This is a genomic window from Vicinamibacterales bacterium (assembly GCA_036496585.1).
In the GTDB taxonomy this organism is placed as follows: Bacteria; Acidobacteriota; Vicinamibacteria; order Vicinamibacterales; family 2-12-FULL-66-21; genus JAICSD01.
The window spans coordinates 112,591-131,787 of the sequence record DASXLB010000022.1; the positions used below are offsets into that span (position 1 = coordinate 112,591).

The window sequence follows — 19,197 nt, forward strand, 5'->3', positions numbered from 1 at the left end:
CGCGAGTCTACCACGGATGCTACAATCGCCGGATCACCGCATGCGCATCCTGATGATTGCGCCGGAGCCGTTCTTCGAGCCCCGGGGTACCCCGTTCAGCGAATACCACCGTATTCGCGCGCTGATCCAGCTCGGGCATACCGTCGACCTGGTCACCTATCCGTTCGGGCGCGACGTCAGCCTGGCGGGCCTGCGCGTGTTCCGCAGCGTGCGCCCGCCGTTCGTGAGGGACGTCGGCATCGGACCGTCGTGGAAGAAGCTGCCGCTCGATTTCGCGCTGTTCGTGGCGGCGTGCCGCCGCGCCCTGGACGGGAAGTACGACGCGGTGCACTCGCACGAAGAGGGCAGCTGGTTCGGCGTGGCGCTGGCGGCGGTGTTGCGCGTGCCGCATCTCTACGACATGCATTCGAGCCTGCCGCAGCAGCTGACGAATTTCGCCTACAGCCGCTCGCGCGCGATCAAGGCGGTGTTCAGCGCGCTGGAACGCTTCGTGATCCGCCGCTCACGGGTGGTGATCGTCATCTGCCCGCAGCTCGAGGAGGTCGTCCGCGGCATCGACGCGACCGTGCCCTCGGTGCTGATCGAGAATGCGCCGGGCTCGGGCGACGAGCCGGTCGACGGATCAGGCGCCAGGATCCGCGAGGCCCTCGGGCTCGGGGCGTCGACGCCGGTTGTGCTTTACACGGGAACGTTCGAGGCGTATCAGGGGCTGGATCTGCTGTTCGCGTCGATGCGAACGGTGGTCGCGACGCGGCCGGAGACGCGGCTCGTGCTCGCGGGCGGCCGGCCCGAACAGGTGGCGGCGGCGCGGGCCGAGGCAATCGCCGCGGGGGTCGGCGACGTGGTGATCTTTGTGGGGCAGCGCCCGGCCGAAGAGATTCCCGCCTACCTCGACGCGGCCGACGTGCTGGTGTCGCCGCGGAGTCTCGGCACGAACACGCCGCTGAAGATCTACCAGTATCTCCGCGCGGGGCGTCCCATCGTGGCGACGCGCCTGTTGACTCACACGCAGGTGCTCGACGACGAGGTGGCGCTGCTGACCGAGCCGTCGCCCGAGGCGTTCGGCAGCGGCGTACTCGCGGCGATCGCCGATCCGGAACGCGCCCGCGCCATCGGCGCCCGTGCCCGGCACCTCGCCGAGACCAAGTACAGCTACGAAGCCTATCTCGCGCGCACCCGTGACGCCTGCGCACATCTGGCCAGACACACGCGGGAGCCGAAGGGGAAAGGCAGCAAGCCCTGGGAGGCTCAGGCGTGACGGAAGACGCGGGTGACCAGGGACAAGGCGCCCGGGGACCCGATCACTACAGCTACAGCGTCTACGCCGATCCGGCGATGGCGGAGCGCTTCGAGGCGATGCGCTTCGGCGGCCCGATCGGGCGTCTGGTGGCCGAGACACAGGCGCAGCAGATTCTCGGTGGGATTTCACCGCTGGCGGGCCGGAGCGTGCTCGACGTCGGGACCGGCACCGGGCGCGCCGCGATCCTGCTCGCCAGGGCCGGCGCGGTGGTGACCGCCGTCGACGCGTCAGGCGAGATGCTGGCGGTCGCGGAACGCCGCGCGCGCGACGCGGGCGTGGCCGTGACGTTCGCGGCCGGCGATGCCCATCGACTCGAATTCGCCGACCGCAGCTTCGACGTCGTGGTCTGCCTGCGCGTCCTGATGCACACCCCCGACTGGCGCGCGTCGCTGCGGGAACTCTGCCGCGTCGCGTCCGGCCAGCTGGTGTTCGACTTTCCGTCGCTGTACAGCACCGCCGCGGTCCAGGCTGCCACGCGGCGCGTGACGCGCCGGTTCGACGCGTCGGTGGAGGCCTATCGCGTGTTCGCCCCGTCAGCGGTGGCGCGCGTGCTCGCGCAGGGCGGTTTTCGCGTCGACAGAGTGCACCGGCAGTTCGTGCTGCCGATCGCGCTGCACAAGACGATCAACTCGGCGGCGTTCACCACCGGCGTCGAAACGGCGCTGACGCGCCTCGGGTTGATGCGGCTGTTCGGCTCGCCGATCACCATGATCGCCACTCGCGAGCGGACGTGAAGGTTCTCGTCACGGGCGCGACCGGGTTCACCGGCGGCCACCTCGCGCGTGCGCTGGCGGCGGCCGGCGAAGACGTCACCGCGATGGTCAGGGACGTGTCGCGCGCCGGCGATCTGCAGCGTGAGCAGATCAAGTTGATCGCCGGGGATCTGGCGTCTCCGAGGACGTTGGCGCCCGCGCTTGCCGGCGGCTACGACCTGGTCTACAACATCGCCGCTCTCTATCGCCAGGCCGGGCTGCCCGACGCCGTCTACGAGCAGGTCAACGCGGTGGCGGTGGGGGAGTTGATCGAGGCAGCAGCCGCTGCCGGTGTTCGCAGGGTCGTTCACTGCAGCACTGTCGGCGTGCACGGCGATGTCGAGCATCCGCCGGCGGACGAGGACGCACCACTCCGGCCCGGCGACGTCTATCAGGTGTCGAAGGTGCACGGCGAGACGCTGGCGCGCGAGGCCGCGGCGCGCACAGGAACCGAGGTCGTGATCGCCCGTCCCAGCGGCATCTACGGTCCCGGCGATCGCCGTCTGCTGAAACTGTTCCGCGGCGTGGCGCGCGGCCGGTTCGTGGTGCTCGGCAGCGGCCGCATCTTCTATCACCTCACCTACATCGACGACCTGGTGGAAGGCCTGCGGCTCTGTGGCGAGCACCCGCGCGCCGCCGGCCGGACCTACATTCTCGCAGGCGGCGAGGTGCCGACACTCAACGAACTCGTCGAGATGATTGCCGAGCAGGCGGGCGTCAAGCCGCCGCGCCTGCACCCGCCGGTGTGGCCGGTCTGGCTCGCCGGGGCCGCCTGTGAGGCGCTCTGTGCGCCGCTCGGGATCGAGCCGCCCCTCTATCGGCGTCGGGTCGATTTTTTTACCAAGAGTCGCGCGTTCGACATCAGCCGGGCGCGCGCCGAACTCGGGTTCGCCCCGTCGATCGGTTTGCGCGAGGGCATCCGACGCACCCTCGCCGGGTACCAGCAGAAGGGATGGATCTGAAGCGCGGGCGTCAGGGGCACTGATACACCCGCGGCACGAGCATCCGTCCGCCGGCGCATGGCGTCCGCGAGATCCTGACGGCTTCGGCCGCGTGGTGCTCGACCAGCACGTTGTAGGTCCGGATCCGGACGAAGTCGCTCGACGCCAGGATGATCCGCTCGTCAGTGAGGAACGTGATGTAGTACGCGATCCAGTAGTCGGCGGTGCCGTAGCGCACCCCCTCCTGCTCGAGCATGCGCATGACCTCGCGTTTGGCGCCAACCGGCGGGTGGGTGAGGTACTCGTGCCACAACCGCGCGTGCGAGACGCAGGCGAGCAGCGTCCAGCAGGCAACCGCCGCCAGCCACGGCCGGGTCCATCGTGGAGAAGGCGAGAGGCTGAAAAACCATGCCGCCACACCGGCCGCGCCGAGCAGCGAGAGCAACTCGTACCGCATCGTGTAGAAGCTGAGTGATCCGCAGCGGCCCGCCACGTAGCCGGCAACGGAAAAGCATCCGACCAGGGTGAGGTAGCCGGGGATCGAGGTCAACGCCCGCCGGGCTGCCGGCCAGCCGGCCCGGGCGATCGCCACGCCCGCGATCAGCATCGCGGCCAGCGGCAGCAGCGAAGCCCACGCCAGCCCCTGAGACACGCCGCTCTCGATCGAGAAGTCGCTGAGCGGATACGGAGCGGTGCCGAAGAGTTGCGGCCAGTGCTCGGTGAGCAGCAGACGTCCGCCCTGCAGGAGTGTCGACGGAGCAATACACGTCCGGGCCACTAACTCCATCAGGTTGTTCGGGGCCGTGCCGAGGTCGGCGATCGTCGTGCCGGGACCGGCGGCCGACGACACGCGCTGCAGCTGCTGCACGATCACCCAGACGATCCCCGCGGTCGATACCATGAGCGCGACTCGTGCCAGCCCCTGGCGCGTGAAGAGCGTCCGTTCGACCGCCCAGACGACGCAGAGGGCACCCGCCGCGTAGACGGTGAACTCGCGGTGCAGGAACCCCACGCCCAGGATGGCGCCGCACAGGATCGGGTTGGTGCGGCACATCCACATCAGCAACGTGTAGAGAAACGGCTCGAGGTTGCCGCCGCTCGGCTCGAGCAGGTGCGCGGCGGTACCTGGTGCCGGAAGCACGAACGGCGCCGCCGCCACCGCCGCCGTCAGCGGCCGCAACTGCCCTTCGCGCTCGAACAGGCGCAGCAGCAGCACCGCCACCGTCACGTTGATGATGAGCAGCGGCAGCTTCAGCGCCGCGACCGACGGACCGAAGAGCAGAAACAACGGTGCCGCCATCCAGGCTTCGACGCCGAGGATGTAGCTCTGGCCGTACATGAACACGGGAAACGCGCGGCCTTCGCTGAGATGCTTTGCCATCAGGCCGAAGACCGCCTGATCGGAATCGAACTGCGCTTGTTGCCAGAAGACCAGCACGGCCGATCGCCAGATGACGGCGACGATGACGACGAAGAAGACGATCCGACGCTCGCGGGTGCGGCGGTTCCCGGCGGTGGAGGACACGATCAGTTAATCAGCGTCCGTTGTTGGCAGTTGGGGCAGCCTGTGCGGGATGAACGGCCCGGTATCGATCCGTGCGCATCAGGGTGCTGCGAAGCGTGTCGATCGATGCGTTCGCGGACTTCCCGGATGCTCTCGCGGAGAGAAAGATGCCCAGGCCTTCGGCGATGCCCTGTTGATCGAGGCGGCCGTCCGGGCAGGCGCCACCGCTGCGGCCGAAGCCCGCGGCCGGATCGCGGTCGAAGTCGTCGAGCCACCGGAGCGCGCGACTGGTCTCGTCGATCGGCTGACGCGTCCAAGATGTCGCCACGCCCACGACGGCCGCGTCGCGCTCGCTGCGCAGCGCCTGCAGATCGGCGCGCGTCCGACGTATCGCGACTGCTTCGACGCCGCTCGTCACGACCAGCAGCACCGTCGCGGTCAGCAGGAATCGAATCGCGCGCGCGGAGCGCAGATCGGACTGGTCCTTCATTCAGGCTCCCTGGTCGGCGGCGAGCGTCACCATGGTGCGCTCGACGCGCAACGATCCGTCGCGGAGTTGTAGCCAGGCGGCGATCGTATAGGTGCCGGTTTGCGAATAGCGATGCTGAAACTGGGCCGCGGAGACGATCCCTTCCCAGCCCGTCGCCGTGCCGTCGCCGAACTCGATGCGAATCCGACCGAAGCCTGCGACGTCCGGCGGTGCGTCGAGCGCGACGTGCACCGTCACGGCGCGGCGTGAGTGGTCGGCGTCGAGCCGAAGTCCGGTGGCGCCGTTCGGTTCCAGTTCTCTCCAGTCCACGGCTGGCCGCCGCGACGTGAAGCACAGCGCGCAGCGGTCCTGGGCGACGAGTCCGACCGCCGCTCGCTGATGCGCATCCGCCGTGGCGATCGTGTAGTGCTCGTCGGACCACAGTCCGTTTGCGGCGGTTGCGCCCGTCATCGCCAGGACCAGCAGGGCTGCGCCGGCCAGCGGCGTCCACCATCGGACGTCCCCTGCCGGACGTAGGGGAGCGCCGGGCGCGCGACGCGTCAGGAACCACACGACGAGCGTGGCGATCACGATTACGGCCGCGATCGCGAGGAACAGCCAGAAATTGCTCCACGAGGTATCCCACTGGGTATCGCGAATCACGGGAAATGCGAGATTCGGCTTCCACCCGCTGATACTGATGTCCCGCATAGGACCGACGTGCTTCTTGTGACTCACGTTGTAGGCGAGACCCGCGTCGAGCGACAGCACGACCGCGGCGACGACGCCGATCCGGAATGGCACGACCCTCCAGAACTCACGCGCAAGAAGGGCGACCGGCCAGATGGCGAGGGGCACCACCGCCAGCACCAGCCTGCCGGGTGTGCCGCCGGCCGCATGGATCGTGTGTCCCGACGCCGGGATGGCGAGCGCCAGACCGATCGCCAGAAGCGCCAGCGCATGCCCTGGTGTCCGACGCACCAGAAGGGCGAGACCCGGGAGCAATGCCAAAAGCCACGGAGCCTGCGGCGCCAGACCCCACTCGCGGTCGAGCCCGTACGCCACCAGGTTGAGGGGCATTGCCGACGCGTGCAGCGCCCCGTCCGGGGTCGCCACGTCCCACAACGACGTGGGGAGCGGGCTTCCGGTGATGCGATAGTCGTAGACCGCGAGTCCCAGCAGCACGACGGCGAACGCGGTCGCGAACCACCGGCGCTGGTTCGACCGCGTCTGGAGGAGGGCGGCGACGAGCAGGCAGACCGCCACGGCGAGAAATCTCGGATGCAGCCAGGTCAAAGCCGCGGCGGCAGCGCCCGCGATCGCGGCCGTCGTCGAACCCTGCCGGCCGGGGAACAGCGCGTAGGCGGTCACGGCAACCACGACCGCCGCGGCAGGCAGCTCCGGATACAGCTGGAATGCGAACGCGGTCGTCGGCATCGTCATCGCCCCGATGGCTGCCCATACCCATGCGAGGGGTCGATCGTCGAGCGCCCGCACCAGCAGACGGAAGAGAGCGAGGGCGCAGCAGACGTATGACAGCAGCATCATGAAGGAGGTCATGGGCAGCTGATCGGGGAACTCGTCGTTGTATCCAGGATTGAGGCCGATCAGATAGCGATCGACGAAATAGCCGGGCATCAGCACGGCGGAGGTTCCGGGCTCGTGAATCTGGTAGACGCCGCCGTGCTTGCCGTGTACGAAGCCGTTGTCGCCCGTCGCGCGAATCCACCTGAAGCCCCTCGGATCCGACGCAAACTGGCGCAGGTCGCCGGCGAACAGCTGCGCTTCCTGGATGGTGGCGTGGGCCGCTCCGGCAATCGCGTGCAGGACACGCGGCGGTGCATCGAGCGGCTGTTCGGAGAACGGCGTCTTCTGCGAGATGTCCGCTCCACCGCCCTGGTACCAGACCTCGCAGTAGCGCACATACTTGGGCTCGTCGCCGTGAAGGACGCCGATGAATCTCAGATTCGGCGTGGTTGCAATCGCCCAGGCGCTCACGGTAACGGCGAGGAGCAATTCAACGCCGATCCGACTCGAGACGCTCTCGGATCTGGCAAAGGCCTCGAGTCCGCTTGCGAGCGGAGCGCCGAGCAGCGCGTCGGCACGCAGCAGCGACCACCCGGCGAGCCCGATGCACCACCACCATCGCAGGTCGTAGAACACGTACGCTGCCGGAGCGCCGTACTGTCCGACCCCCGGTACCGCGGGCAGCACGCCCGCGACAATGGCCGCCAGTCCCGTCAGGGGTGCCAGCCATGCCGCCGACCGCGCGTCCGCCATGCGATCGGGAGTGCGCCCGGCACACAGTCGCATCGCGAGCTGGCGGAGCCCGCCAAGGACGAGAAACGCCGCCGCCCAGGAAACCACCACCGGAACGGCTCCCGGCCACGCGAACAGGTACTCGACACCCGCGGCATCGCGCAGCGGCACGAAAATGCCGGAGACGACGGACAGAAAGACGGCACACGCGGTCGCGCTCGCCACCAGCCAGGCCATGACTGCGGCAGATTCTATCCGACGCCGCCATGATGCACGCGGGCATTCGCGGCCTTATCATGTAGGCCGATCAGATGCCGGAGATTCAGCGAGCCCAGGACCAGCTGTTCGAGGGCGGGCAGTCCGCGCGCGAGCGGTACTCAGCGCTCGTCGTCGGCCGCCGCGGCTGGGGCGCGCTGCTGCACTATGAACTCGTGCAGCTGTTCTCCCAGAACGTGCCGGGCGCGCTCGGCCTGGCGATGCGCAAGACGCTCTTCCCGTCGCTGCTCGGCGCCTGCGGGCGCCATGTCGTGTTCGGCCAGAACGTCGTGCTCCGCCACCCGCACAAGATCCGGATCGGCGACAACGTGGCGATCGACGACAACTGTCTGATCGACGCCAAGGGGACCGGCAATCAGGGGATTACGATCGGGTCCGGTGTGTTCATCGGGCGCAACTCGATCCTGTCGTGCAAGAACGGCGACATCACCCTGGAAGACGGCGTCAACGTCGGGTTCAACTGTGAGGTGTTTTCGGCCAGCCGCGTCAGTATCGGCCGGGATACCTTGCTGGCCGCCTACTGCTACGTGATCGGCGGCGACCACGATTGGAGCGATCCGGCGGCCGCCGTGCTCGCGCAGGGCCGCACGTCGGCTGGGGTGACGATCGGCGCGGGCGCGTGGTTGGGCGCCGGCGCGAAGATCCTCGACGGCGTCAGCATCGGCGACCGCGCGATCGTCGGGGCCGGCGCGGTCGTCCGCGAGGCGGTGGCGGCCGGCGCGATCGCGGTTGGGGTGCCGGCGCGCGTGGTGGGACAGCGATGACTGGTGCGGCGGACCGCCGCCTGAACGTCCTGCAGGTCTGCGATCATCTCGGCTGGGAAGGTTCGCGGATGCACGGCGTCAAGCGGCTGTTCTCGTGGATGATCCCGCGCTTCGACCAGACCCGCTACAACGTCGCGCTCGTCAGCCTCCGCACGAAGGATCTCTCGGAAGAGACGCTCGAGTCGATGGGGATCGACATCACCTACCTGCACAAGTCGAAGTTCGATCCCGCCACGCTGACGGCGCTGCTCAAGGTCATCGATCGCCAGCAGACCGACATCCTGCACCTGCACGGCTACGGGGCGACCACTTTCGGGCGGCTGGCCGGGTGGATGCGCGGCATCCCGACGATCCTGCACGAGCACGCCAACCTGACTGGCACGCCGGCCAGTCCGACGTGGGTGACGAGGGTCGCCGATCGGGTGCTGGCGCCCGCCACCGACATCTCGATCGCCGTCTCGAAGAGCACGGCGGACTTCGTCGTCACCGAGCGGCAGATGCCGGCCGATCGCGTCAAGGTCGTGTACCTGGGCGTGCCCCTCGAGGAATTCAGCCGGCCGCGCGACGCCGACGAGATCGCCGCCGCCCGCCGCGAACTCGGCGCCGCACCCGATGAGTGCGTTGTCGGCACCGTGACCCGGCTGCACGACTCGAAAGGGAACGTCTACCTCGTCGACGCCGCGCGCACGGTGCTCGCCGCGCGCCCGAAGACGCGCTTCTACCTGTTCGGCGAAGGACCGCTCCGTCCGGCGCTCGAGGCGAGGGCGCAGGCGCTGGATCTCGGCGATCGGTTCGTGTTCGGCGGCTTCACCCGCGATGTCGCCCGGACTGTCTCGGCATTCGACGTCGAAGTGTTTCCGTCACTCTGGGAAGGCACGCCGCTCACCGTGTTCGAGGCGCTCGCGATGGGGAAGCCGATCGTCGCCACCGACGCCGACGGCCTCGTCGACGTGCTGACCCACCAGAAGGACGCCCTGATCGTTCCCAAGCGGAATGCCGACGCTCTCGCGGCGGCGATCGTGAGCCTGATCGACGAACCTGAGCTGCGCGCGGATTTGTCGGCGCGCGCCCGTCTCACCGGCCAGCAGTACGGCATCGCGGCATTCGTGCGCAAGATGGAACGGCTCTACGACCTGCTGCACCGGGTGTCGCGGCCGACGCGCCGGCGCGGCGTGCTGGACGCCGATCTGTCGTTTCTCGAAGAGTCGCGTCTGGCTGAAGGATCGCGCGCGTGAGCCTGAGGCCGGGGCTCGTCGTCGCGGCGCTCTTCCTGTGCGTCTACGGCACGTTCGCGCTGACGGTCGACGTGCCGAGAGCCACCTACGGGTTCAAGAGCGACGAAGCTACGTACTACATGCAGGGACTCAGTCTCGTCCACGACTGGGACCTGACCTACCGCAAGGAAGATCTGGTTCGGGTCTGGCGCGAGTTCCCGTCGGGGCCGGCCGGTGTGTTTCTCAAGCGCGGCAGCAAGATCGACGGCCGTCCCGATCCGGCGCGGAGCCGTTTCTTCTACGGCAAGTCGTTCATCTATCCGCTGTTCGCCGCGCCGCTGATTGCCGTGTTCGGCACCAACGGGTTCCTGCTGCTCAATGTCGTCTGTCTGGCGCTGGTGCTGGTGTGCGGCTATCTGTTCCTCCACGCCCGCGCGCCGGCGTGGCCGTCGGCGATCCTCGCGGCCGGGTTCGTGATGGCGAGCGTGGTCCCGGTGTATGTCGTGCAGATCATGCCGGAAGTGTTCACCTTCTCGGTGTGCTTCCTGGCGTACTTCTGCTGGCTCTACAAGGAGGTCGCGGCGCCGGAGCGATCGCCGCGCGGCACGCAGTGGCTCTTCACGTCGAAGAGCGACGTCGCGATGGCGATGCTGCTGGGCATCGCGACGTTCTCGAAGATCACCAACGCGCTGTTGTTCGCCGCGCCGGGCCTTGTCTGGATGTCGCGCCTCCGGCTCTCGCGAGCGAAGGCGGGGGTGAGCTCCAGCGGGTTTTTTCTCGCCATTCCCGCGTTTCTCGTCGTCGCCGGCGGGCTGTTCGGGATCAACATGGCGATCTCGGGCGACTGGAACTACCAAGGCGGCGGTCCGGAAGTGCGCAAGGCCTACTACTACGAGTTCCCGTTCCAGAACGACGTACCCGTGCACCAGCTCGGCGTGTCGAAGTCGCGCGACACGGCGATGACGCAGGTGATCTTCAATCCGCGAACCTTTCGGTCGAATCTGTTCCACAATCTGGAGTACTTCTTCATCGGCCGTTACGCGGGACTCCTGCCGTACTTCTTCCCGGGATTCTCCGCGATGCTGCTGATGCTCTCGGCGCCGCGACGCAGGCCGGGGTGGCAATGGCTCGTGCTCGGGACCGCGCTCGCGTCGGGACTCGTGTTTCTGATCGCCACGCCCTACACCTGGTCGGGCGGCGGGGTCGGCAACCGCTATTTCTTCGGCGGCTACAGCGTGATGCTGTTCGTGATGCCCGCGATGGAGTCGATCGCCGCCGCGCTGGTGCCCTGGATCGTCGGCGCGCTCTTCGTCGCGCCGGCGGTGCTCAACCCCTTCACAGCGTCGTTCCGGCCAGCCGACCTCGCCAAGGCGGGGCCCCTGCGCGCCCTGCCGATCGAGCTGACCCTCCTGAACGATCTGCCGGTGTTCTCGGAGGGGGAGGCGCGATCACGGGTCGAGTTCGGCAACGTGTCCGGCTCCGATCCTGCCTTTCTGGTGTCGTTTCTCGACGACAACGCGTATGGCCGCGAGGCGGATCGAAGCTTCTGGACCCGCGGCGATTCACGCGCGGACCTGGTCTTCAAGGTCGGTGGAACGCTCGCACGCATCGACTGGACCGTCGCGGCGGGGCCGGTGCCGGTCGATCTGCGCATCGTGGTCGACGGTCACGAGACGCGCGTCCATCTCGATGCCGGGGAGAGTACGCAGACCTCCGTCTCGCCGGGAAGCGGTCTGCCGTACGAGAAGGAAGTGCAGGACGCCCGCCTCTACAACGTGCGCATCTACACGGGCGGAGGCTTCACGCCAATCTTCTTCGACCCGGCGGCGAACGACGCGCGCTACCTCGGCGCGCGCCTCAAGCCGATGCTGGTGCCCGGCCATTGAGTCCTTGGGCGAAGCGAACCAGCGCCGCGAGTGAGAGATACTGAATGCGGATCGCCGTGGTCACGTCGAGCCCGCCACAGACCGAAGGCGGTCACATGGTGATCGCCCGCGAATTGACCGCGGCGTTGACCCGGGCCGGGCACGACGCAGCGCTGGTCGTGACGCCCGACTACGGATTCGGCCGCCAGGCGCGCGCCTATGTCGACACCTGGCGCACCGATCTCTCCCACGTCGAGGGACGTCGCGTCGATCAGATCGTCAGTCTCCGCTATCCGAGCTACGCGGTGCGGCACCCGCGTCACGTCTGCTGGCTCAACCACACGATGCGCGAGTACTACGACCTGTGGCCGCGTTTCTCGGCGCAGCTCAGTCCCCGTGGGCGCGTCAAGGAACGCGCCCGCCGGACCCTGATTCACGCCGCCGACCGCTATCTGTTGCAGCATCACGTGACGGCGCTCTTCGTGCAGTCGCGCACCATTCAGGACCGTCTGAAGATCTGGCCGTCGCTACGATCGAGCGTGCTCTACCCGCCGCCGCCTGACCGCGACTACCGCACCGAAGGGTACAACGGTGATCTCCTCTTCGTCTCACGCCTGACGGCGCTCAAGCGCGCCGACCTGGTGCTTCGTGCCGTGGCACACCCGGCGTCGGGCGGCGCCACCCTCACGATCGCGGGCGTGGGCGAGGAGCGTGCCGCGCTGGAGCGCCTCGCCGCGGAGCTGGGGGTCGCCCCGCGCGTGCGATTCGCCGGCAGGCTGACCGACGAGCAGATGCTCGAGGCGCTGGCGCGCTGCCGCGCGGTCGTATTCCCGCCGCTCCAGGAAGACTACGGCTTCGTGACGGTCGAGGCGTTTGCCTCGCGCAAGGCGGTCATCACGTGCCGGGACTCAGGCGGCCCGGCCGAGCTCGTCGCGGACGGCGTCTCAGGTCTGGTGACCGAGCCGGAGCCGGCGCCGCTGGCCGCGGCAATGCAGCGTCTGGCCGACGATGCCGCCCTCGCCGAGCGGATGGGGAATGCGGCGCACGACGCGGCCGCCACCCTCACCTGGCCCGAAACCGTCCGATCGCTCGTCTTACAATAAGAGCGCCATGAGTTACTCGAGCGAACTCGAATCGCGGATCGCCAGGAAGGTCACCAAGGTAATCGTCGAGCACAGGCTGATCGAGGACGGCGATCGCGTGATGGTCGGGCTCTCCGGCGGCAAGGACAGCTGGGCGCTCATCCAGATCCTCGAGGTCCTCCGCAAGCGGGCGCCGATCACGTTCTCGATCGTCGCCGTCAACATCGACTCCGGCTACGACGGCTACGAGCACCACAAGCTGACCGACGCGTGCGCCGAACGAGGCTGGGAGCTTCACGTCGAGCACACCAGCATCGGCGAGACGATCGAGGAGATCCTCGACGAGGGGGCGACGCCGTGCTCGCTCTGCGCCCGGCTCCGCCGCGGCGCCCTCTATCGCCTGGCCGACACCGTCGGCGCGACGAAGATTGCGCTCGGCCACCACGCCGACGACTTCATCGAGACGCTGCTGCTGAACGTCTTCTTCCAGGGATCGATCAAGGCCATGCCCGCGCGGCTCGTCTCGGACAACGGCAGGCATGTCGTCATCCGGCCGCTCGCCCACGTCCTCGAGTCGGAGGCGCGCCAGTATGCCAAGGCCTCGAATCTGCCGATCATCGGCTGCTGCTGTCCCGCCTGCGGCGACCTCAGTCTGCAGCGGCAGCGCATGAAAAGCCTGGTCGCACAGCTCGAACTCGAACACCCCGACGTGAAGAACTCGATCATGCGGGCGCTCGGTAACGTCCATCCGCGCCACCTCCTGGTGCCGGAGAAGAAGGCGGCCACCCGGCTGTCAACCGTCCAGTACCTCACGGAGGTCAGATGATCGGCGCGCGAGAAAGACTGTTTATCCTGGCGGTTGCGCTGCTGACGGCGGTCCCGGCCGCGGCGCAGCAGCGGCCGCTCGTCACCGAGGATCCCGAGGTGGTCGGCGCCGGCATGATCCTGGTCGAGGGGGGCTTCGATTTTTCGCACGACATCGTCTATCCGACCTCCGGACTGCAGGGCAATCTCCTCCGCGTGCCGCTGCTCGGCCTGAGCTTTGGCCTCAGCTCGATCGCCGAGCTGCAAATCGACGGCGGGCCGTACGATCACCTGTCGATCTCGCATACTGGCGTCGGCCCTGCGCCGCTCGCCGGCATGGTGACGGTGACCGGCGACTCGACCCACGACGTCGACGACATCGTCGTGGCGACGAAGATCCGGGTCCTGTCCGAAACGCCGTCGCGCCCCTCGTTCGGCCTCCGCTTCGCCACGCGCCTGCCCAACGCGGGCAACGAGAGCGGCCTCGGACTCGACACCACCGACTTTCACGTGCAGATGCTCGTCGGTAAGACCGCACGCTCGGTCCGCATCGTCGGCAACATCGGTCTCGGGATTCTTGGCGACCCGACCCGCGGCGACAATCAGAACGACGTGCTCGATTTCGGCCTGTCGATCGCGCGCGCGGTAAAGGAAGGCGTCGAGATCGTCGGCGAGGTCAACGGCCGCGCCAGCACGCGTGGCGGCACGCCGCCGGTCGGCACCGAAGGCCGGGGGATGATGCGCCTCGGCGGCCGCATCACCCGTGGGACCACGCGCTTCGATGCCGGCATTCTGTTCGGCATGACCTCGCGCGATCCGAGCGTCGGCTTCACCGCCGGCGTGACCTACGTGTTCAAGGCATTCACAGTGAAATAGAACGTCCGCGCGGGCCGCCACACCGGCGATCCGCGTTCTACGAACTGCTATAGTTACACGCGATGAGGATCTTTGCGTGGCGCCGGATCTCGGTGGCGATACTTGCGGCGCTGACACTCTCGGGTGTCGCCGTCGCACAGCGCGGCGGCGGCCCCGCCGGTCCGCAGCAGGCGACGACGCCGGAGCCGCTGAAGTTTCGCTACATGGGACCAGCGGCGGCAGGCCGCATCGCAAGTGTCGCCGGCGTACCCGGCGATGCCAATGTCTACTATCTCGGGTCGGCGTCAGGCGGCTTGTGGAAGTCGGTCAACGGCGGTCAGACGTTCGAGCCGATCTTCGACGACGAGCCGGTTGCGGCCATCGGCGCCATCGCCGTCGCACCGAGCGATCCCAACATCGTGTGGGTCGGCAGCGGCGAATCGTGGGTCATCCGCTACAGCGACGTCATGGGTGATGGCGTCTACGTGTCGAAGGACGCCGGCAAGACCTGGAAGAACATGGGTCTGCCGGAAACCGGCCGCATCTCACGCGTCATCGTTCACCCGACCGATCCCAACATCGTCTATGTCTGCGCGGCGGGCCGCATGACCGGTCCCCAGGAGGAGCGGGGCGTCTTCAAATCGACCGACGGCGGCACCACGTGGAAGCGGAGCCTGTTCGTCGATCAGAAGACCGGCTGCTCCGGGCTCTCGATCGATCAGAAGGACCCGAATATTCTGCTGGCCGGCACCTGGCAGGCCGAGCAGCACACCTGGGGTCAGTTCAGCGGCGGTCCGGGCAGCGGGGTCTACCTGACGAAGGATGCCGGCGCCACGTGGACGAAGCTGACCAAGGGCCTGCCCAGGCCGGATGTCGGCAAGATCGACGTCCAGATCGCGCCGTCGGACAGCCATCGCATGTATGCGCTCATCCAGACGGCGAACCAGGGCTCGGTCTGGCGGTCGGACGATGCGGGCGCGACCTGGAACGTGGTCAGCTGGGATCGATCGCTGATTGGCCGGGCCGGCTACTACATACGGATGGTCGTCAACCCGCAAAACCCTGACGACGTCTTCATCATGTCGAGCTCGATGCATCGCTCGCAGAATGGCGGCAAGACGTTCAGCGGCAACGGCGGCGGCGCGCAGGCGTTCGCCTTTACGCAGGGACAGGCGAGCTGCGGCGACTGCCACGACGTCTGGATCGATCCGAAAGATCCGAAGCGCTACGTCCTCGTCGACGACGGCGGCGGCTCGATCAACACGCCGAACGGTCCGCAGTCGATCCGCCTGCCGAATGGCCAGATGTACCACGTGCACGTCGACAACCGCGTTCCGTACTGGATCTACAGCAACCGCCAGGACGACGGCACGATGCGCGGACCCTCGACCAGCACCGAGGAAACCGGCAACGGCTGCCTGCCCGAGGGGAGCGCCATGCCGGTGAGCGCGGCCGGGTTGGGGCGTGGCGGGCGCGGCGGTGGCCGTCGCGGCGCGGCGCCTCCTCCGGCGCCGGCCGACAATCCGTGTGCCGGCGTCGGGCGCGGCTATCGCGCCACCAGCAACCCGCCGTGGCAGCCCAACATCGGCGGCTGTGAGTCGGGCTTCACGATTCCGCAGCCCGACAATGCCGACATCGTCTTTGCGAGCTGCTACGGTAACAAGGTGACGCGCTGGGATGCCAAGACCGGCACCGCGCGCTCGATCGAGCCGTGGATGGTCACGCTCGACGCGCCGCCCGAAGAGACGAAGTATCGCTGCCACTGGACCGCGCCGATGGCGATCGATCCGTTCGACACGCGCAACGTCCTCTACGGATGCCAGCTGATTCTGAAGACCTCGAACAACGGCCAGTCGTGGACCGAGTTGAGCCCGGATCTCTCGACCAAGGATCCGTCGAAGGTGGTCTCGAACGGTGGTCTCGTCGGCGACAACCTCGGCCAGTACGACGGCGAAGTCGTGTGGTCGATCGAGTACTCGAAGATCAAGCAGGGACTCATCTGGGCCGGCACCAACGACGGCAAGTTGTGGAACACGGACAACGGCGGCCGGACCTGGAATGACGTCACGAAGAACTTCACCGATCTGCCGCCCTGGGGCGCGTTCAACCAGATCTGGCCGTCCACCTTCGATCCGGCGGAAGCCTACGTGGCGGTCTCGCTCCATCTGATGGACGACCGCAAGCCCTACATCTACAAGACGACCGACTACGGGAAGACCTGGAAGAAGATCAACGGCAACATCCCGACCGGCCACAACCTGGACTACATCCTGTCGATGTCGGGCAATCCGAACAAGCGCGGCATGCTGTTCGCCGGTAGCGCGCACGCGTTCTACTACTCGATGGACGACGGCGGCACGTGGACGCCGTTCAAGGACGGCCTGCCGCCCGCGCCGGTCAGCTGGATCACCGTCGAGCCGCGCTTCCACGACGTCGTCATCTCGACCTACGGCCGCGGCCTCTTCATCCTGCCGAACATCACGATGTTCGAGCAGAACGGACAGCCGAATCCGCCGCCGCCGGCGTCGGCGAAACTCTACGACCCGGCGCCGATTTTCCGACTGGCGCGCAGCGTCTACGTGCAGGCCGACCGCCCGCACTTCCAGATCTATCTGCCGGCCGCCCCGACAGAGCCGGTGAAGATGGAGATTCTGGACGTAGGCGGCAAGCCGGTGCGGACGCAGACGGTGACGCTCCATCAGGGGCTCAACGGCATCAACTGGGATCTGGCGCTCGACGCGCCGAAGCTCGTCGAGCTCCTGACGACCCCGCCCGACAATCCGCATATCTGGGAAGAGGAGCGGTTCAAGGACGTCCAGGTCCGCCGCATCACGCACTGGGGGATCACGCCGCAAACCGGCATTCCGATGGCGGCGCCAGGCAAGTATCAGGTCCGCTTCACCGTCAACGGGCAGGCACTGACGGCGCCGTTCGAGGTGCTGAAGGATCCCGCCGTCCCGACTTCTGACGAGGATCTGATGGTGTCGACGCGAACGCAGATGCGCATCCGCGACGACATCAGCGATACCTCGACGATGGTAAACAGAATGGAAGTCTGGCGGCGCGCGCTCGAAGATCACGCCAAGGCGAACGCCAGCAAGCCGGCCATTCTCAAGGCGATCAAGGATCTGGACGCGAAGATCTGGGCGACCGAGAACCGCCTCGTGTCGCGCTCGGAGATCCACAGCGACGACAAGTATTTCCCCGAGGCCTACAAGGTCTACATGAACCTGATCTGGCTGAGCGGCGGGGTCGGGCAGGGGGCGAGCGACGAGGCGGGCAGCATCGACTACAAGCCGACCGACACCCAGATGCAGGTGCTGGAGGTCATCGAGAAGGAGCTCGCCACCGCACGGACCGAGTTCGAGCGGCTCCAGTCGACCGATCTCCAGGCCTTCAACAGGGCGATGGAGGGGAAGCTGCCGGCGATCAAGTAGGGCATTGGGGTGGTCGGCGGAGGGTGAATCGGGTAGTCTATCTCTCGACTTAATGCGCACGATTCCACGCCGCGTCTGGATTCTGGTCCTTCTTCTCACCTGCATGGCGGCCTCCGGCTGCCCGAGCGGTTGCGACGAGCTGACCAAGCTTCTGAACCCGACGGGCACATCCGTGGAGTCGGTGACGATCTCGCCAGTCGCGGCGCAGTTGACGGTGGGGCAGACGCAGCAGTTCACCGGGACGGTGCTGCCGACGGGAGTTTCGGACCGGTCCGTGACGTGGTCGGTGGCGCCCACGGGCCTGGCGACGATCGACACCAATGGCATCCTGACGGCGCAGGCGCCGGGCGCGGTCATCGTGACGGCGGTCAGCGTCGCGACTCCCGTCCACACGGCGCAGGCCGCCGTGACCATCGCCGGGTCGACCTTGACGCCGGGGAAGTAGGCCGGCGGCCCCCAGCCTGGCAGCAGGAGTCGCAGCCGCGCGACCTCAGCGAGCCCCAGGACAGACGCGGTTCCCGTCCTTCCGCGTCGCGGCTCCCACCCGCGCAGGAATGCCCCGGGCTGCTGCGCCCGCGTTTCCTATGAACTCTTGACGCAACGGAAGCCCAGGTGGTTCGTGCCCGTGTCGACGTCCCCTTTGCCGCGCGTCCCCACCATGTAGCGCGAGCAGTACTGATCGGTGCAGAGAAACGATCCGCCGCGCTGCACCTTCTTCTGGTGTCCCGGCTCCGACGGATCGAACGACGACGAGGGACCGCGCGGATTGCGCGCGACGCCGCCGGCGGCGACCAGCTGGGCGTAGGCGTCGTCGCGATACCAGTCGCTCGTCCACTGCCAGGCATTGCCGGCCATGTCGTACAAGCCATAGCCGTTGGGCGCGAACTGCGCGACTGGCATCAGGCCGGCGCGGCCGTCTTCGCCGGTGTCGTGATCGGGAAAATGCCCCTGATGCGTGTTCGCCATCCACTTGCCGGCGGGGCGGAAGTCGTCGCCCCACACAAACGGCTTGCCACTGAGGCCGCCACGCGCGGCGAATTCCCATTCCGCTTCCGTCGGCAGACGCTTGCCCGCCCACTTCGCATATGCCTCAGCGTCTTCGTAGGCGACGTGAACGACGGGATAGTCGTCCTTGCCAGTGAGGTCGCTCGATGGTCCGAGCGGATGGCGCCAGTTCGCGCCCGCGACGTAGCTCCACCACTGCAAATGGTTGTCGAGCGGCACCGGATGATCCGGCGGCGAGAAGACCACCGAGCCGGCGACGAGATTCTCGGGAGGCGCGCCGGGAAAGTCGTCGGGGCGCGGCTTGCGCTCCGCGACGGTGACGTAGCCGGTCGCCTTCACGAATGACGCGAACTGCGCGTTGGTCACGTCCGTTGTGTCCATGAAGAAACCGTCGACATGCGCGCGGTGGATCGGCCGGGCATCGCGCGAGGCCTGCATGCCGACGTCGTCCATCTGCGGCGGGTCGACGGCGCCCATCGAGAACTCGCCACCCGGAATCCAGACCATCCCGTGTGGCGCCGCAGCGGGCGGGACAGCGGTGTTCGGCACCGTGTCGCGAAAGCCGATTTCAGAAACGCCGGCCGGCGGCGGCGAAAGCGCAACCGCAGTGGTCATTGTTGAAGCCCGCCAACGGACAGACGCCATGAGCGCCACCACGGCGATTGCACCG

Annotated in this window: 15 protein-coding genes; 11 read left to right on the forward strand and 4 right to left on the reverse strand. The window is 67.7% G+C overall.

Annotated elements, in window-relative coordinates; translation table 11 throughout:
* The first annotated feature begins 40 nt into the window (after positions 1-40).
* Genes VGI12_07335 through VGI12_07345 form a run of 3 tightly spaced genes read left to right on the forward strand, consistent with a single transcriptional unit; the run spans position 41 to position 3,014 of the window.
* Complete coding sequence (locus tag VGI12_07335) at positions 41-1,258, forward strand: glycosyltransferase family 4 protein (GenBank protein HEY2432472.1); 1,218 nt, start codon at positions 41-43, stop codon at positions 1,256-1,258.
* Positions 1,255-2,034 carry a class I SAM-dependent methyltransferase gene (locus VGI12_07340; protein HEY2432473.1) on the forward strand — a complete coding sequence of 260 codons (780 nt, stop codon included), beginning with the start codon at positions 1,255-1,257 and terminating at the stop codon, positions 2,032-2,034. Before VGI12_07335 ends, VGI12_07340 begins: the two co-directional genes overlap by 4 nt.
* Positions 2,031-3,014, forward strand: coding sequence for an NAD-dependent epimerase/dehydratase family protein (locus VGI12_07345; protein ID HEY2432474.1), 984 nt, complete (start codon positions 2,031-2,033; stop codon positions 3,012-3,014). The genes VGI12_07340 and VGI12_07345 overlap by 4 nt, the downstream gene beginning before the upstream one ends.
* 10 nt (positions 3,015-3,024) lie before the next feature.
* On the opposite strand, the gene VGI12_07350 is transcribed toward VGI12_07345, so the two are convergent.
* From VGI12_07350 to VGI12_07360, 3 genes are read right to left on the reverse strand one after another with little or no spacing between them, the layout of a single operon-like run.
* Complete coding sequence (locus VGI12_07350) at positions 3,025-4,518, reverse strand: hypothetical protein (GenBank protein HEY2432475.1); 1,494 nt, start codon at positions 4,516-4,518, stop codon at positions 3,025-3,027.
* 10 nt (positions 4,519-4,528) lie between these two features.
* On the reverse strand, positions 4,529-4,987 hold the full coding sequence (locus VGI12_07355) for a hypothetical protein (GenBank protein HEY2432476.1): 459 nt from the start codon (positions 4,985-4,987) through the stop codon (positions 4,529-4,531).
* A complete protein-coding gene (locus tag VGI12_07360; protein ID HEY2432477.1) occupies positions 4,988-7,462 on the reverse strand; it encodes a hypothetical protein in 2,475 nt (824 codons plus the stop codon).
* A 74-nt stretch (positions 7,463-7,536) separates the two neighbouring features.
* Between VGI12_07360 and VGI12_07365 the strand changes: the two genes are divergently transcribed.
* From VGI12_07365 to VGI12_07400, 8 genes are all read left to right on the forward strand, one after another.
* Positions 7,537-8,265 (forward strand): DapH/DapD/GlmU-related protein, encoded by a 729-nt coding sequence (locus VGI12_07365; GenBank protein HEY2432478.1) that lies wholly within the window; start codon positions 7,537-7,539, stop codon positions 8,263-8,265.
* Entirely contained in the window at positions 8,262-9,500 is a 1,239-nt protein-coding gene (locus VGI12_07370; protein ID HEY2432479.1) for a glycosyltransferase, read from the forward strand. The genes VGI12_07365 and VGI12_07370 overlap by 4 nt, the downstream gene beginning before the upstream one ends.
* On the forward strand, positions 9,497-11,365 hold the full coding sequence (locus VGI12_07375) for a hypothetical protein (protein ID HEY2432480.1): 1,869 nt from the start codon (positions 9,497-9,499) through the stop codon (positions 11,363-11,365). The genes VGI12_07370 and VGI12_07375 overlap by 4 nt, the downstream gene beginning before the upstream one ends.
* 44 nt (positions 11,366-11,409) lie before the next feature.
* Positions 11,410-12,447, forward strand: coding sequence for a glycosyltransferase family 4 protein (locus tag VGI12_07380; GenBank protein ID HEY2432481.1), 1,038 nt, complete (start codon positions 11,410-11,412; stop codon positions 12,445-12,447).
* A gap of 7 nt (positions 12,448-12,454) precedes the next feature.
* Positions 12,455-13,252, forward strand: a complete 798-nt coding sequence (gene ttcA, locus VGI12_07385; protein HEY2432482.1) for a tRNA 2-thiocytidine(32) synthetase TtcA — start codon at positions 12,455-12,457, stop codon at positions 13,250-13,252.
* Positions 13,249-14,106 (forward strand): hypothetical protein, encoded by an 858-nt coding sequence (locus tag VGI12_07390; protein HEY2432483.1) that lies wholly within the window; start codon positions 13,249-13,251, stop codon positions 14,104-14,106. The genes ttcA and VGI12_07390 overlap by 4 nt, the downstream gene beginning before the upstream one ends.
* A 62-nt stretch (positions 14,107-14,168) precedes the next feature.
* Positions 14,169-17,522 (forward strand): hypothetical protein, encoded by a 3,354-nt coding sequence (locus tag VGI12_07395; protein HEY2432484.1) that lies wholly within the window; start codon positions 14,169-14,171, stop codon positions 17,520-17,522.
* A 52-nt stretch (positions 17,523-17,574) separates the two neighbouring features.
* The gene (locus VGI12_07400; GenBank protein ID HEY2432485.1) at positions 17,575-17,967 is read left to right on the forward strand and encodes an Ig-like domain-containing protein; all 393 of its coding nucleotides are present in this window, start codon (positions 17,575-17,577) and stop codon (positions 17,965-17,967) included.
* A 137-nt stretch (positions 17,968-18,104) separates the two neighbouring features.
* Here VGI12_07400 and VGI12_07405 read toward each other — a convergent pair whose 3' ends face one another.
* Entirely contained in the window at positions 18,105-19,142 is a 1,038-nt protein-coding gene (locus tag VGI12_07405; GenBank protein ID HEY2432486.1) for a formylglycine-generating enzyme family protein, read from the reverse strand.
* Positions 19,143-19,197 lie beyond the last annotated feature (55 nt).